15 protein-coding genes are annotated in these 14,178 nt (G+C 65.6%); 12 read left to right on the plus strand and 3 right to left on the minus strand.

Annotated features, from left to right (window positions below; all coding sequences use genetic code 11):
* Position 1: 1 nt before the first annotated feature.
* Together AC2CQI_RS10565 and AC2CQI_RS10570 are read right to left on the minus strand one after the other, a co-directional pair.
* The gene (locus tag AC2CQI_RS10565; RefSeq protein ID WP_484580105.1) at positions 2-955 is read right to left on the minus strand and encodes a methyltransferase; all 954 of its coding nucleotides are present in this window, start codon (positions 953-955) and stop codon (positions 2-4) included.
* On the minus strand, positions 939-2,261 hold the full coding sequence (locus AC2CQI_RS10570; protein WP_484580604.1) for an iron-containing redox enzyme family protein: 1,323 nt from the start codon (positions 2,259-2,261) through the stop codon (positions 939-941). Before AC2CQI_RS10570 ends, AC2CQI_RS10565 begins: the two co-directional genes overlap by 17 nt.
* 276 nt (positions 2,262-2,537) lie before the next feature.
* Here AC2CQI_RS10570 and pbpG point away from each other — a divergent pair, with 276 nt between their 5' ends.
* The gene (gene pbpG, locus AC2CQI_RS10575) at positions 2,538-3,464 is read left to right on the plus strand and encodes a D-alanyl-D-alanine endopeptidase (RefSeq protein WP_484580106.1); all 927 of its coding nucleotides are present in this window, start codon (positions 2,538-2,540) and stop codon (positions 3,462-3,464) included.
* An 87-nt stretch (positions 3,465-3,551) separates the two neighbouring features.
* Here the strand turns inward: pbpG and AC2CQI_RS10580 are convergent, their stop codons facing one another.
* Entirely contained in the window at positions 3,552-4,001 is a 450-nt protein-coding gene (locus tag AC2CQI_RS10580; RefSeq protein ID WP_075806840.1) for a hypothetical protein, read from the minus strand.
* A gap of 139 nt (positions 4,002-4,140) precedes the next feature.
* Between AC2CQI_RS10580 and pvdM the strand changes: the two genes are divergently transcribed.
* The 11 genes from pvdM to AC2CQI_RS10635 all read left to right on the plus strand — a co-directional run bounded on the left by pvdM (position 4,141) and on the right by AC2CQI_RS10635 (position 14,089).
* Positions 4,141-5,493 (plus strand): pyoverdine-tailoring dipeptidase-like protein PvdM, encoded by a 1,353-nt coding sequence (gene pvdM / locus AC2CQI_RS10585; protein WP_484580107.1) that lies wholly within the window; start codon positions 4,141-4,143, stop codon positions 5,491-5,493.
* 16 nt (positions 5,494-5,509) lie between these two features.
* Positions 5,510-6,796, plus strand: a complete 1,287-nt coding sequence (pvdN, locus tag AC2CQI_RS10590) for a pyoverdine-tailoring periplasmic protein PvdN (protein ID WP_484580108.1) — start codon at positions 5,510-5,512, stop codon at positions 6,794-6,796.
* A 14-nt stretch (positions 6,797-6,810) separates the two neighbouring features.
* On the plus strand, positions 6,811-7,671 hold the full coding sequence (gene pvdO, locus AC2CQI_RS10595; protein ID WP_075806837.1) for a dihydropyoverdine dehydrogenase: 861 nt from the start codon (positions 6,811-6,813) through the stop codon (positions 7,669-7,671).
* Between the two features lie 297 nt (positions 7,672-7,968).
* On the plus strand, positions 7,969-9,171 hold the full coding sequence (locus AC2CQI_RS10600) for a PepSY-associated TM helix domain-containing protein (RefSeq protein ID WP_484580109.1): 1,203 nt from the start codon (positions 7,969-7,971) through the stop codon (positions 9,169-9,171).
* Positions 9,168-9,713 carry a thiamine pyrophosphate-binding protein gene (locus AC2CQI_RS10605; RefSeq protein WP_484580110.1) on the plus strand — a complete coding sequence of 182 codons (546 nt, stop codon included), beginning with the start codon at positions 9,168-9,170 and terminating at the stop codon, positions 9,711-9,713. The genes AC2CQI_RS10600 and AC2CQI_RS10605 overlap by 4 nt, the downstream gene beginning before the upstream one ends.
* Positions 9,710-10,033, plus strand: coding sequence for a hypothetical protein (locus tag AC2CQI_RS10610; protein ID WP_075806834.1), 324 nt, complete (start codon positions 9,710-9,712; stop codon positions 10,031-10,033). The genes AC2CQI_RS10605 and AC2CQI_RS10610 overlap by 4 nt, the downstream gene beginning before the upstream one ends.
* Entirely contained in the window at positions 10,030-10,596 is a 567-nt protein-coding gene (locus AC2CQI_RS10615) for a DUF6162 family protein (protein ID WP_484580111.1), read from the plus strand. Before AC2CQI_RS10610 ends, AC2CQI_RS10615 begins: the two co-directional genes overlap by 4 nt.
* Before the next feature lie 10 nt (positions 10,597-10,606).
* Positions 10,607-11,527, plus strand: a complete 921-nt coding sequence (locus AC2CQI_RS10620; protein WP_484580112.1) for a metal ABC transporter solute-binding protein, Zn/Mn family — start codon at positions 10,607-10,609, stop codon at positions 11,525-11,527.
* Complete coding sequence (locus tag AC2CQI_RS10625) at positions 11,524-12,273, plus strand: metal ABC transporter ATP-binding protein (RefSeq protein WP_484580113.1); 750 nt, start codon at positions 11,524-11,526, stop codon at positions 12,271-12,273. Before AC2CQI_RS10620 ends, AC2CQI_RS10625 begins: the two co-directional genes overlap by 4 nt.
* On the plus strand, positions 12,273-13,172 hold the full coding sequence (locus AC2CQI_RS10630; RefSeq protein ID WP_484580114.1) for a metal ABC transporter permease: 900 nt from the start codon (positions 12,273-12,275) through the stop codon (positions 13,170-13,172). Before AC2CQI_RS10625 ends, AC2CQI_RS10630 begins: the two co-directional genes overlap by 1 nt.
* A complete protein-coding gene (locus AC2CQI_RS10635; protein ID WP_075806829.1) occupies positions 13,169-14,089 on the plus strand; it encodes a metal ABC transporter solute-binding protein, Zn/Mn family in 921 nt (306 codons plus the stop codon). The genes AC2CQI_RS10630 and AC2CQI_RS10635 overlap by 4 nt, the downstream gene beginning before the upstream one ends.
* Positions 14,090-14,178: the final 89 nt, after the last annotated feature.

A 14,178-nucleotide genomic window follows, 5' to 3' on the forward strand; every position in this document is an offset into this window, starting at 1 on the left:
TTCAGGCCCGCCGGGTCACGGTCAGGGCCACCGCGGCAATGCGCTCGACCCCTTCGTAGCCAGGCTCCTGCAACTGTTCGCCGAACACGTCCGGGTCCACTTCCTCGTAGAACCAGGCCCATTGCGGCGAGTCGAGGAGGTCGCGCAGCGCCTCGAGAAACGGGTCCTGCCCGTCGACCATGGCCACCCCGGTATACAGCAGCAGGCTGCCGCCGGGCGCCAGGCGTTCCAGCGACTCGCGGACCATGCGCAGCGACAGTCCTTCGCCCAGGCACCCGCCGCCATGCCGGTAGGTGCGCTGCCGGGCATCGAGCATATAGGGCGGGTTGGCGACGATCAGGTCGAACTGGCCAGTGATGCCCTCCAGCACGTCACTGTACTCCACCGAGACATTGGCCAGCTCGGCCAGGGCCACGTTCACCGCCGAGTAGCGCAGCGCCAGGGGATTAATATCCAGCGCGCTGACCTGGGCATGAGGCCGCGCCCGGGCGATCAGCAGCGCACCGACCCCGGTGCCGCAGCCGATCTCCACGGCGTGCTGGATCGGCGCCGGGTCATGTTGCAGCCAGGCCTCGATGACCCGGGCGAAGCGATAGCTATCCGGGCCGAAGAACACCGCATCGGCGGTATCGGTAGGAAAACTCGAATGCACCAGCAGCAGGTCATGCACGCTGGACCAGCGCACCTGACTGCGCAGCAGCCCGTCATGGGGCCTGACGATCCCGGCCTGGCGCATGTGCTGGAGCTCGTCCGGCGACAGCAGCGATTCGCCGAAGGGCAGGTTCCAGCCGAATACATCGCGCAGGGTCGGCGCCGCGCGCGTGCCGGCGCGTTGCTGATAATGCTGCTGGGTCACCGGCGTGACGCAGGTAAAGCGATAGCCATCGGCATGCAGGCGCCGGCCCAGGTGCAGCAGGGCCTCGTCGCTCTGGCGCTGCTCATCGGTCAGTTGCATGGCGATGTCCTCCTTTCAGGCCGGTCAGTTGCATATAGCGGCGGGTCGCGGCGAGGCCTTGCGGCGTAGCATGCCGATCGCCGGCCATCTGCTCGATCAGGCGGTCGATCGGCAGGTCGGCGGCGAGCTCCGGCAGCGCCACCTCCGGGAACAGCACCGGGATGGAGGGGGTTTTCGGCGGCGTCCAGGCGCCGGCGATCCAGTCGTGCAGCAACTGCTTTTCATAGGGACTGAAGACCCCGAACATCGCCGCCTGCGGGCCTTCGACCAGATGCCAGAAGCGGCTTTCGGCGGGATCGCGATCGCGCAGGATCCAGCGCTGGCGTTGCAGCACCTCGAGAAAAGCCGGAAAGCTGCCGGCTGCCGACAGCCATTCGTTCACCGTGCGCCCGTCGAAACGGCAGCGATCCGAGTGCAGGTGCTGGGCAAAGCTGCGCTTGCGCTCCAGCGCCGCCAGCAGTTCGCTTTCCAGATCGAAGCCGGCGGCCACGTCCATCGAGCCCGCCCCAAGGTCATTGAGGCGATAACCTCGGGCGAGGCGCTTGTAGAAGGTCTCGCCCCCCTGCTCGGGCCAGAACTGCTGTACTGCTTCCAGCGCCTTGTTGGCGTGGCCGGTGCTGGCATTGTCGATGGTCACGTGCAGGCGGAAATAATGCGGGTCGATACCCAACTCTTGCAGTTCATGACTGCTGATCAGCAAGTGCAGGGGCAGTTGTTCATAGCCGAGGTTGTAACCCAGCACTTCCGGCAGGAAGGCTTCGCTGTTCGCCCCCAGCGCCAGTTGCAGGGCGCCTTGCAGGTAGCGGTCGTCGGCCAGGGGTACGGGTTCGTGACAGCCCTGTTCGGTGAGCAGGCGACGATAGATCACCACATGATTGCAGGCCGGATCGCCATCGCCCAGTTCCTCCAGGTAGATGCGGATCAGCCCGTGGTAACGCGGGTCACCCCAGTGCTGCAGTACCCCATGCAGCCAGGCGCCATCGACCGCCTTGGTCGGGCTCACCTGCTGAAGGAAATACAAGGCCTGGGCGCGGTTGGCGAACATCTGCCGGGGCGCACCGGCACGGCGTTGCTGCAAGTACTCGGCGTAAAGCCGGGCAACCTGCGCATTGCGCTCTGCAATCCAGGGGCCGAGCTGGTCGGGAGTGGCCGGCAGATCATCGCCGAGGGTTTCGGTACGACGCAGTTGCTGCGCCAGCCACTGCTCGCTACCTGCAACGTCTCCGCGCAACAACGCAAAATAGCGTGATTCAACAGTCTCCCCCTGTACTGCGGGACGGACCTCGACTCCGCTCAGTTCTGGCATTCGAACCATGAGATATTCCCCTGCACAAGCTGTTGGCTGGTTATGCAAGGGAGGAGTAACACGCAGGACAAGTTCAGAATGATTGCACCGCCGCAGGATAGGAGGTTTAGCGCTTTTTAGGCGTGGCGAGGCCGGCGGCGATTAAAGTTTATTCATATTCGGACTAAGCCACGGACGGCAATCGACAGCCTCTAAGCCATACTCCACAATGTCACGCTTAGAAAAATAAAAAACCTTGCATAGCCAACGACATACCTTCTTTTAGTGAGCACCTACGTGAAAACCTCCCTTTCGATTCTCAGTCTGCTGCTGTTGCTCACTGGTACCGTCGGCGTCACCGCCAACGCCGTCGCCCAACCCGCTGCCGCCGAAGCGCAGCGTGACCCGTCCAAGCTGCACCTGGCCTCCGGCAGCGCCATGCTGGTCGACCTGCAGACCAACAAGGTGCTCTATTCCAGCCATCCCGACATGGTCCGGCCGATTGCCTCGGTGACCAAGCTGATGACCGCCATGGTGGTGCTCGACGCCAAGCAGCCGATGGACGAGATGCTGACCATGACCATTGCCCAGACCAAGGAGATGAAGGGGATTTATTCCCGGGTGCGGCTGGGCAGCGAACTGAGCCGCCGCGAAACCCTGCTGATTACCCTGATGTCCTCGGAAAACCGCGCGGCGGCGACCCTGGCGCACCACTACCCGGGTGGTTATGGCGCGTTCATCAAGGCGATGAACGCCAAGGCCAAGGCCCTGGGCATGAGCAGCACCCGCTATGTCGAGCCGACCGGCCTGTCGCCGAGCAACGTCTCTACCGCCCGCGACCTGACCAAGCTGCTGCTGGCTGCGCGCAACTACCCGCTGCTGAGCGAGCTGAGCACCACCCGCGAGAAGACCGTTGCCTTCCGCAAGCCCAACTACACCCTGGGCTTCCGCAATACCGATCATCTGGTGAACAAATCGAACTGGGATATCAAGCTGACCAAGACCGGCTTTACCAACGATGCCGGCCACTGCCTGGTGCTGCTGACGAAGATGGACAACCGTCCGGTGGCGATGGTGATTCTCGATGCCTTCGGCAAATACACTCACTTCGCCGATGCCAGCCGCATGCGCCAGTGGCTGGAAACCGGCGCGACCAAGCCGGCGCCGGCGGTGGCGGTGCGCTACAAGGCCGAGCGCAGCCAGAATCGGCCGCAGGTGGATTGAACCTCTGAATCCGGGGCCGGCACGTCCCCTGTGGGAGCTGGCTTGCCAGCTCCCACAGGTTTTTTGTGTCAACCGTGAGTGCTGGCGTCAGGCAGTGGTATTGACACTATTCCCCGCCGTGCTGTCCCCCGAATCGGTCAACGCCGCCAGCAGCGCGGCATTGGCCTGCAACAGCTGACCGGTAGTCGCCGCTACCGCCGCCTGGGCTGCGGCGATGCGGGTCTGCTTGATGGTGTCTTCCTGGTCGCTGGCCATGGCTTCCTGCAGTTCTTTCTGCTGCTGGGCCAGTTGCTTCTGCAACTCCTTCACCTGCTCACGGAGCATCTTGACTTCAGCCGACTCGCTGGAGCTGTCCGCTGCCGTTTCCGACGCGGTCGGCGCCGCGGCACCACCCGCACGCACGCTGGACAGATCGCCACGCACCGTCCCTTCAGGCACCGCCGACGGGTCGGAGGCGACATTGGTCTTGTTGGTCACGTTGCTGAGAGTGCCGTTGATCGACAGGTTCGATGCCAAGGCGTTGAGGTAATCGGCCATGAGAAATAACGTCCTGAAATAAGGGATCTGGACAGGACATCGGCCGTTACAAATAAACCTTTAGCCCCTTCTCCCCGCGTAAATTTCCCCGCCCCTTCTTCGTCCTTCCCCTGACACCTGAATCGCGACCGAGAAGGCAATGACCAAACCCCGCTCCCGCAAAGCCCTGTTCATCGGCCTGCCGCTGGCCCTGGCGCTCGGCCTCGGCGCCGCTGCCGCCGGCTGGCTGTACTTGAAAAACGACGCCGGTTACCCGCGCAAGATCGTCGAGCAGGCCAACGCCCTGCATGAGCACATGATTTCCTTCGACAGCCATATCACCGTGCCCCTGGACTTCGGCAGTGCCGGGCGCGAGGCGGACAAGGACGGCCCGGGCCAGTTCGACCTGGTCAAGGCCGGGCGCGGGCGGCTCTCCGGTGCGGCGCTGACGATCTTCGGCTGGCCCGAACTGTGGAACGGCCCCAACGCCCCACACCGGCCGAACCCCGGCTTCGTCGACGCGGCCCGCAATGAGCAGGAAGTGCGTTACAAGATCATCACCGGCATGGTCCGCGACTTCCCCAACCAGGTCGGCATCGCCTACACCCCCGACGACTTCCGCCGCCTGCACGGCGAAGGCAAGTTCGCCATCTTCATCAGCATGCTCAACGCCTACCCGCTGGGCAACGACCTGAGCCAGCTGGACCTGTGGACCGCCCGCGGCATGCGCATGTTCGGCTTCAACTACGTGGGCAACAACGACTGGTCCGACTCGTCGCGGCCGCTGCCGTTCTTCAACGATACTGCCGATGCCCTTGGCGGCCTGGCACCGATCGGCAAGCAGGCGGTGACCCGGCTCAACGACCTCGGGGTGATCATCGACGTGTCGCAGATGTCGACCCTGGCCCTGGAGCAGGTCGCCCAGCTCAGCCGCGCCCCGCTGGTGGCCTCGCACTCGGCGCCGCGGGCGCTGGTGGATATCCCGCGCAACCTGAGCGACAAGGAACTGCAACTGATCAAGGACAGCGGCGGCGTGGTGCAGATCGTCGGTTTTCCGACCTATATCAAGCCACTGAGCAAGCCGACCCTGGACAAGCTCGAGGCGCTGCGCGCGCGCTTCGACCTGCAACCCCTGCAAGGCCTGGCCAACGCGCTGATGCCCGGCGACGCGGTGATCGCCATCTGGCCCGAGGCGCGCTTCGGCGACTACGCCAGCAACCTCTATGGCATCGTCGACAAGGAACCCAAGGCCGGGCTCAAGGAGTTCGGCGACGCCATCGACTACGCGGTGAAGAAGATCGGTATCGACCACGTCGGCATCGCCTCGGACTTCAACGACGGCGGCGGCCTGGCCGGCTGGAAGGATGTCAGCGAGATCCGCAACATCACCGCCGAGCTGCTGACCCGCGGCTACAGCGAGGCGGATATCGCCAAGCTGTGGGGCGGCAACTTCCTGCGGGTGTGGGAACAGGTGCAGAAAAGCGCCCGCCCCGTCGCCGCCCTTGCGCCTTGAACCGGACTGCCCCGACATGACCGACCGCCGTACCTTTCTCAAGCAGGCCGCCATCCTCGGTGCCGGCCTGCCGCTGGCCAGCTCGCTGGTCAATGCTGCCGAAAAACCTGCCAGCACGCCGCTGCTCCAGGGGCCGGACAAATGGCGCCAGTTGCGCGCCCTGTTCCCCCTCGACCCGGACACCGCGCACTTCGCCAACTTCCTGATCACCGCCCATCCGCGTCCGGTGCAGGAGGCCATCGACTACTACCGCCGCGAAATCGACCGCAATCCCGCTGCCCTGATGGACTGGGAAAGCCAGTACGAATGGAAGCGCGAAGGCGAGGTCCGCGACTGGGCCGCGCGCTACCTGGAAGTGCGACCGCGGCAGATTGCCCTGACCGGCAGCACCACCGAGGGCCTGGGCATGATCTACGGCGGCCTGCAGGTGGGCGCCGACCAGGAAATCCTCACCACCGAACACGAGCACTACTCCACCCACAAAAGCCTGGCCTTCCGTACCCAGCGCCAGGGCACCAAGGTGCGCAAGCTGCGCCTGTTCAAGGACCCGTGGGAGATCTCCAAAGACCAGGTGCTGACTACCATCGACCAGGCCATCCGCCCGGAAACCCGCGTGCTCGGCATGACCTGGGTACACTCCGGCAGCGGCGTGAAGCTGCCGGTGGGCGAGATCGGCGAGATTGTCCGCCGGCACAACCGCGACCGCGACGAAAGCCGGCGGATCATCTACGTGGTGGACGGCGTGCACGGCTTCGGCGTGGACAACCAGCGCTTCGCCGACTTCAACTGCGACTACTTCATCTCCGGCGTGCACAAATGGATGTTCGGCCCACGGGGTACCGGGCTGATCTGCGCCGCCTCGGAGAAGATGGACGCGCTGACCCCGACCTTTGCCACCTTCTCCCAGGAAGAAGACTTCGCCACCATCATGACCCCGGGCGGCTACCACGCCTTCGAGCACCGCTGGGCCATGGGCAAGGCCTTCGAACTGCACCTGCAACTGGGCAAGGCCGACGTGCAGGCGCGCATCCACCAGCTCAACGACCGCCTCAAGGAACGCCTGCTCGAGCACAAGCAGATCCAGCTGGTGACCCCGCGCAGCAACGAATTCTCCGCCGGGTTCACCTTCTTCCGCATCAAGGATCGCGACCCGGATGCCATCGCCGCCTACCTCGCGGACAACAAGGTGATGTCCGACGCGGTGTACCGCGATGTCGGCCCGGTGATCCGCCTGGCCCCGGGCCTGCTCAACAACGAGCAGGAAATCGATCGGGCCATGGCCCTGCTGATCAAGAAACTCTGAAAGAAGGCCTTGCGATGACGTTCAACCTTACCCGCCTGACCCTCGCCGCCCTGCTCGGCGCCGCCAGCCTGCCCGCCCTGGCGGCGGGCGACAAACCCGGCACGGTGTTCCGTGACTGCAAGACCAGTTGCCCGGAAATGGTCGTGCTGCCTGCCGGCACTTTCACCATGGGCACCCCGGAGGAGGAACTGGGGCGCCAGCCGGATGAAGGCCCGCTGCATGAGGTGACCTTCGCCAAGCCGTTCGCCATCAGCCGTTTCCAGGTCACGGCCGGGGAATGGGATGCCTATATCCGTGAGTCCGGGGTAAAGATCGCCGATGGCGACACCCGCCCGGGCCGCGAGTGCAAGGCCAGCAAACCGCGCTACAAGCAGGGGCCGCGGCAGCCGGCGGTGTGCATGGACTACCACGATATCGAGGCCTATGTGGCCTGGCTGTCGAAGAAGACCGGCAAGCACTACCGCATGGTCAGCGAAGCCGAGCGCGAATACGCCGCCCGCGGCGGTAGCACCGGGCCCTTCCCGTTCCCGCTGGATCCGGATGCGGAATACGAGATCAGCCGGCATGCCAACGTCTACGGGCCCAAGGACGGCTACAGTTACACCTCGCCGGTGGGCAGCTACCCGCCCAATGCTTTCGGCATGTACGACATGCACGGCAATGTCTACGAGCTGGTTGCCGACTGCTACCACGACAGCTATGTCGGCGCGCCGAGCGACGGCAGCGCGTGGAAGGAGCCTGGCTGCAAGCTGGTGCAGATCCGTGGCAACGACTGGGGCGAAGCGCCGATCTTCTCGCGCTCGGGCAATCGCAACAATGTGTACATCACCACGCGCGGGGACTGGATCGGGTTCCGGGTGATCCGCGAACTCTAAGGTTTCCACCGTCCCCTGTGGGAGCGGGTTCACCCGCGATTACGATGGTGAATTCACCGCCGCAATCGCGGCGGTTCGGCGGTCCGATGAACCCGCTCCCACAGGGCCCGCGTAGCCCATCCGATCAGGAGGCTTGCAGTCAGCACATCAGTCCCCCGGGAGCTGCCCGGAAATCCGTCTATGAATTATTTACTTACATATTCCCTGACGGGTTTCCGATTCTCATCCGTCCTTACTAATGCAGCCCCTCGGTTGAGCATCAGCTCGACCTCACTTTTTACAAAAAAGACTGATGCAATGGCCCAACAATCGAAAAAGTCCAAATCCAGGTTGTGGTTCCTGGTTCACAGCTGGCTTGCCCTGCCGATCTGGTTCTTCGTGCTGATCGTCTGTGTCACCGGCACGCTGGCCGTGGTCAGCCAGGAAATCGTCTGGCTGGCCAACCCGGATGTACGCGCCAGCAAGCCGAATGACGATGCCGAGCGCCTGAGCTTCCAGCAGGTCCTCGACGCCCTGCAGAAGGCCGAGCCGGACATGGCGGTGCGCTTCATCAGCCAGCCGGACGGCTCGCACTTCGCCCTCAACGCCGCGGTGACCTTCCCCGACGGCACGGCACCCACCCTGTACGTGAACCCCTACACCGGGGCGATCCAGGGCAAGAGCCCGGACTTCAACTTCGAGGGTTTCACCCGCGCCCTGCACGGTTGGTGGCTGGTGCCCTTCACCAACGGCTACAGCTGGGGCTGGTACCTGGTGTCGCTGCTGGGTCTGCCGATGCTCGCCTCGCTGGTCACCGGGCTGGTGGTCTACAAGCGTTTCTGGAAGGGCTTTTTCAAACCGACCCTGCGTTTCAACCACGGCGCACGGATCTTCTGGGGCGATTTCCATCGCCTGAGTGGCATCTGGTCGATCTGGTTCATCGCGGTGATCTCCATCACCGGTACCTGGTTCCTGATCCAGGCGATCCTCGCCGACAACCACATCACTATCTCCACCGAGCCAATCACCCCGGTGATTGCCCGCGAGGACGTGCCGCTCTCGGACAGCAGGGCGCCAGTGCCGCGCATCGACCTGGACGAAGCCACACGCATCGCCACCAGCCAGATCCCCGGCCTGGACGTGAGCTTCGCCCAGTTGCCGTCCAACGCCTACGGGCACATCTATCTGGGCGGGCGCGGCTGGTACCCGCTGATGTTCCAGACCGCCAACGTCAACCCCTATACGCGCAACGTCGATGCCTCGTTCCTGGTAAGCGACCGCTCGGCCCTGGAGTTCGTCACCGAGTCCATGCGCCCATTACACACCGGTGACTTCGGCGGCCTGGCGATCAAGCTGATCTGGGCCTTCTTCGGCCTGCTGCTGTCGATGATGGTGCTCAGCGGCCTGCTGATCTGGACCAAGCGCACCGCCCAGGCCACCGCCGCCGCCCTCAAGCGCGCGGACAAGCAACCGCGCGCCCGCAAGGCCGCTGCGCAAACCACTACGGAGGTACAACCATGAGCCAGGCCAGCCACGCCATCGCCACGCCAGGCCCCCTGAAACAGTGGTGGCTGAAATGGCGTTTCCACCTGAACATCCTGCTGCTGCTCGTGCCCCTGGGCTTCATGCCCAAGTACTTCGCCGACGTGAAGCTGTTCCGCGGCGACAGCGGTCTGGGCGCCAACCCGATCGAGAACATCGCGGTCGGCCCGTGGAGCATCAGCCTCGCCGAACTGCGTGACGAAGCCCCGCGCCCCGACGGCCCGGCCGGCTACTTCAAGGCCTTCAACGCCTCCCTGTGCAGCACCTGCGGCAGCGAGGTCAAGGCCAGCTACTTGCGTATCGGCAAACCCCGCAGCCTGCGCGCCGCCGGCACCATCTTCTTCGGCAACCCGCACCGCATGAGCACCAGCCTGCCGGTGCCGGAGCGCACCCGCGCCGACGCCGAACTGTGGATCACCCTCGAAGGCTGGGACGGCAGCATGCACCAGGCCTCGGTCCCCCTGGCCAAGGCATCCCCCGCCACCCTCGCCTGGCTGAACAAACAAGGAGGCAAACCATGATTCTCAACGCCGGCAGGCTCGCCCTGCCCTTGTTGCTGCTGGCCTGCGCCGGCCCCGCCCTGGCGCACAACCCGATGTGCCAATGCGAGCCGGTCGCCGGCGAGCAGATCAAATGCACCGGCGGTTTTTCCGACGGCAGCGGCGCGCCGGGGGTGACCCTCGATGTGATCGGCTACGACGAGACGGTGCTGGTCCCGGGCAAGCTCGGCGAAGACTCGACCCTGACCTTCAAGCGCCCGACCGGCGAGTTCTATGTACTGTTCGACGCAGGTCCCGGGCACGTGGTGGAAATCGACTACGCCGACATCGGTGAGCCATGAGCCGGGTCCAGGTGGTGCGCCCGGCCGGCGCCGGGCATGAAACCCTGTACGTGGCGCTGGTCGCCCTGCTGATCCTGGTGCTGGCCGCCACGGTGGTCGGCCTGCGCGGCGAGCGCGAGGAGCAGACCCGGGTCGAGGCCCACCAACTGGATGCGCGGCTCGACCTGAATGCCGCCGAACAGGGCATCTACACCGACCTGCGGGTGGCCTTCGACGAGATCCAGGCACGCCGCGCGGAAGAGCCCGGCCTGGTCAGTGTCGAACTGCTGGCCGAGGAAGGCTTCGCGCCCTTCGTCGCCGATGCCAGCAGCGTCACCCGAGGCACGCACCAGTGGCGCCAGGTCAGCGCCGCCTATGTCGGCCTGAGCCCGAAGCCGGACACCGCCGGCAGCTTCGTCCTGCTGGTGCCCGAGACCCAGGACGGCGCCGCCGATGTCTGGCTCAGCCGCGACGCCGCCCCCACCCTGCCCGCCGACCTGAGCGCCAGCACCCTGCAGGCCGCCGGCTGGAAACAGATCGCCACCCACTACGACGCCGGTGTCACCCGCCAGCATCAGCACTGACCCGCAAGGAATGCCCATGCTCCGTTCCGTTGTTCTCCGAGTCCTCAGCCTGTTCGTCGCCCTGGCCCTGCCCGCCCTGGCCCTCGCCGAAAATGGCAAGCCGCTGCGGATCGGCATCACCCTGCATCCGTACTACAGCTACGTCAGCAATATCGTCGGCGACCGCGCCGAGGTGGTGCCGCTGATTCCGGCCGGCTTCAACCCCCACGCCTACGAGCCACGGGCCGATGACATCAAGCGCATCGGCAGCCTCGATGTGATCGTGCTCAACGGGGTCGGCCACGACGACTTCGCCGACCGCATGATCGCCGCCAGCGAAAAGCCCGGCATCGCCACCATCGAATCCAATGCCAACGTGCCGCTGCTGGCTGCCACCGGCATCGCCGCCCGGGGTGCCGGCAAGGTGGTTAACCCGCACACCTTCCTGTCGATCAGCGCCAGCATCGCCCAGGTCAACAACATCGCCCGCGAGCTGGGCAAGCTGGACCCGGACAACGCGAAGTTCTACAGCCAGAACGCCCGCGACTACGCCAAGCGCCTGCGCAAGCTGCGCGCCGACGCCCTGGCTCAGCTGACCGAGGCGCCGAACCCGTCGTTCCGCGTGGCGACCATCCATGCCGCCTACGACTACCTGGTGCGCGAGTTCGGCCTGGAGGTCACCGCCGTGGTGGAACCGGCCCACGGTATCGAGCCGAGCCCGGCGCAACTGAAGAAGACCATCGACCAGTTGCATGCCCTGGACGTCAAGGTGATCTTCTCCGAGATGGATTTCCCGTCCGCCTATGTCGAGACCATCCAGCGTGAAGCCGGGGTCAAGCTGTACCCGCTGACCCATATCTCCTACGGCGAGTACACCAAGGAGAAATACGAGGTGGAGATGAAGCGCAACCTCGACACCGTGGTCCGGGCGATCAAGGAGAACCAGGCATGACCGTGGCCGAACCCGTCGTCGCCGCGCCGTGCGGGCCGTCCATCGCGTTCGACGGCATCGACCTGACTCTCGGCCGCACGCACATCCTCGACCAGGTGCGTTTCCAGGTCGCGGCCGGCAGCGTGCATGCCATCGTCGGCCCGAATGGCGGCGGCAAGAGCTCGCTGATCAAGACCCTGCTCGGCCAGATGCCGCACCAGGGCCGCCTGGCCCTGACCTGGCCGGATGACGCCCAGGTGATCGGCTACGTCCCACAAACCCTGGAATTCGACCGCGGCCTGCCGATGACCGTGGACGATTTCATGGCCGCCATGTGCCAGCGCACGCCGGCCTTCCTCGGCCTGTCGAAACGGGTTGCGCCGGCCATCGACGCCGCGCTGGCCCGGGTCGGCATGCAAGACAAGCGCAAGCGGCGCATGGGCGCCCTGTCCGGTGGCGAGCGCCAGCGCGTGCTGCTGGCCCAGGGCCTGATTCCGGCGCCGCAACTGCTGGTGCTCGACGAGCCCATGTCAGCGCTGGACGAAGCCGGGATCCAGGTGTTCGAGCGCCTGCTCGGCGAATGGCGCCAGGCCGGAACCACGGTGTTGTGGATCGAGCACGACCTGCAAGCCGTGACCCGCCTCGCCGACCGCGTGACCGGCCTGAGCCGTCGGGTGCTGTTCGATGCGCCGCCCAAGGAAGCCCTCACGCCAGAGCGCCTGCTCGGCCTGTTCTCCATCCACCCGCGCAGCGAGGGCAGCGTCTGATGAACTACGAAGAATTCCGCCTGCTGATCCAGGGCTGGGCCAGTTCCGGCTATCTGCCCGAGGCCCTGGCCTACGGCTTCGTGGTCAATGCCCTGCTCGCCGGCCTGATGATCGGTCCGGTGCTGGGCGGCCTCGGCACCCTGGTGGTGGTCAAGCGCTTCGCCTTCTTCTCCGAAGCCGTGGGCCACGCGGCGCTGACCGGCGTGGCCATCGGCATCCTCCTCGGCGAACCCTACACCGGGCCCTATGGCAGCCTGTTCGGCTACTGCCTGCTGTTCGGCATCCTGCTCAACTACCTGCGCAACCGCACCGGCCTGTCGCCGGACACCCTGATCGGCGTGTTCCTCTCGGTGTCCCTGGCCCTGGGCGCGAGCCTGCTGCTGATGCTCGCGGGCAAGATCAACGTGCATATCCTCGAGAACGTCCTGTTCGGCTCGGTGCTGACGGTCAGCGGGCATGACCTGGTGGTCCTGGGCATCGTCGGCAGCCTGGTCCTGGCCCTGGCCCTGCCGCTGTACAACCGCATCATGCTGGCCAGCTTCAACCCGCAGTTGGCGGCGGTGCGCGGGGTGGCGGTGAAGAGCCTGGACTACCTGTTCGTGGTCCTGGTGACCCTGGTCACGGTGGCGGCGGTGAAGGTGATCGGCGCGATCCTGGTCGGTGCCCTGCTGGTGATCCCGGCGGCGGCGGCGCGGCTGGTCAGCCAGTCGCTCAAGGGCTTCTTCTTCACCTCGGTGCTGATCGCCACGTTCAGTACGCTGATCGGCATCCTGTTGCCCATCGTCTTCGACCTGCCGGTGCCTTCGGGCGCAGCGATCATCCTGGTCGCCGGCAGCTTCTTCGCCCTCGCCGCGCTGGCCCGCGGCCTGGTTCCACGCCTGCAAGGAAACCCGGCATGACTCCTACCCTCAAGCACCTGAGCCTGGCCCTGCTGCTGGCTGGCCTGCCCCTCGCCGTCCAGGCGCAGAGCCCGGCGAAACCTGCCGCGCAACAACAGGCGGGCGTCACCGTGCTCGCCTCGCTACCGGTGACCTACGGCCTTGGCGCCCTGCTGCTGGACGGCACCTCGGTGAAGCTGGTGCGCGCCGCACCGGAGAACATCCCGGCCACGCGCCAGCCGTCGTACTTCAGCGGCCGTGGCGGCGCCAGCCTGCACAAAGCCGCAGGCAAGGCTGATGCGGTGATCGGCCTGCGCTCGATCTGGAGCGACGATCCGCTGTACCCGGTAGCCCGCCGCAGCAATATCCGTATCGTCGAGATCGACGCGGCGCGGCCAGTGGACGGGGCCCTGCCGGGTATCGCGGTGCAGGGCGACAACGTCCTTGCCGCTTATCCCTGGCTGAGCCCGACCAATATGGGGCGCATGGCCGACGTGCTGGCCAATGACCTCGGGCGCCTGTCGCCGGCCGACCACGAGAAGATCCAGGCCAACCTGGCCGGGCTCAAGCGCCAGTTGCTCGACCTCAGCGCCAGCAGCGAGGCGAAGCTGGCCGAGGCGGACAACCTGAGCGTGGTCAACCTGTCGGATCGGCTGGGGTATCTGGTGGGCGGCCTGAACCTGGACCTGATCGATCATCCCCAGGTGGCAGATGAGCAGTGGACGCCGGAGCAGCTCAAGCAGCTGGGTGAGGAACTGAAGGGGCAGGATGTGGCGCTGGTGCTGCATCACAAGCAGCCGGTGCAGGCCGTGGTGGAGGTGATCGCGGCGTCGGGGGCGAAGCTGGTGGTGGTGGAGACCGATAGCGCCGATAGCGTGGCCGGGTTGAAGGCCGGGGTAGAGCAGGTGGTGGGGGCTTTGGCTACCCCGGGAGCCTAACGCAATCAGGTAGGAGCGTGGCTTGCCCGCGAAGGACCGCGCAGCGGTCCCAAACGGGTGTGGTCAGTGAGAATTTGGGACCGCTGCGC

It is taken from the genome of Pseudomonas sp. P2S-1, from assembly GCF_057197725.1.

What these genes read in the sequence shown, in the direction of transcription:
- AC2CQI_RS10565 (WP_484580105.1), bottom strand. Translation starts at nt 955, where the DNA reads ATGCAACTGACCGATGAGCAGCGCCAGAGCGACGAGGCCCTGCTGCAC.
- AC2CQI_RS10570 (WP_484580604.1), bottom strand. Translation starts at nt 2,261, where the DNA reads ATGCCAGAACTGAGCGGAGTCGAGGTCCGTCCCGCAGTACAGGGGGAG.
- AC2CQI_RS10580 (WP_075806840.1), bottom strand. Translation starts at nt 4,001, where the DNA reads ATGGCCGATTACCTCAACGCCTTGGCATCGAACCTGTCGATCAACGGC.
- pvdM (WP_484580107.1), top strand. Translation starts at nt 4,141, where the DNA reads ATGACCAAACCCCGCTCCCGCAAAGCCCTGTTCATCGGCCTGCCGCTG.
- pvdN (WP_484580108.1), top strand. Translation starts at nt 5,510, where the DNA reads ATGACCGACCGCCGTACCTTTCTCAAGCAGGCCGCCATCCTCGGTGCC.
- pvdO (WP_075806837.1), top strand. Translation starts at nt 6,811, where the DNA reads ATGACGTTCAACCTTACCCGCCTGACCCTCGCCGCCCTGCTCGGCGCC.
- AC2CQI_RS10600 (WP_484580109.1), top strand. Translation starts at nt 7,969, where the DNA reads ATGGCCCAACAATCGAAAAAGTCCAAATCCAGGTTGTGGTTCCTGGTT.
- AC2CQI_RS10605 (WP_484580110.1), top strand. Translation starts at nt 9,168, where the DNA reads ATGAGCCAGGCCAGCCACGCCATCGCCACGCCAGGCCCCCTGAAACAG.
- AC2CQI_RS10610 (WP_075806834.1), top strand. Translation starts at nt 9,710, where the DNA reads ATGATTCTCAACGCCGGCAGGCTCGCCCTGCCCTTGTTGCTGCTGGCC.
- AC2CQI_RS10615 (WP_484580111.1), top strand. Translation starts at nt 10,030, where the DNA reads ATGAGCCGGGTCCAGGTGGTGCGCCCGGCCGGCGCCGGGCATGAAACC.
- AC2CQI_RS10620 (WP_484580112.1), top strand. Translation starts at nt 10,607, where the DNA reads ATGCCCATGCTCCGTTCCGTTGTTCTCCGAGTCCTCAGCCTGTTCGTC.
- AC2CQI_RS10625 (WP_484580113.1), top strand. Translation starts at nt 11,524, where the DNA reads ATGACCGTGGCCGAACCCGTCGTCGCCGCGCCGTGCGGGCCGTCCATC.
- AC2CQI_RS10630 (WP_484580114.1), top strand. Translation starts at nt 12,273, where the DNA reads ATGAACTACGAAGAATTCCGCCTGCTGATCCAGGGCTGGGCCAGTTCC.
- AC2CQI_RS10635 (WP_075806829.1), top strand. Translation starts at nt 13,169, where the DNA reads ATGACTCCTACCCTCAAGCACCTGAGCCTGGCCCTGCTGCTGGCTGGC.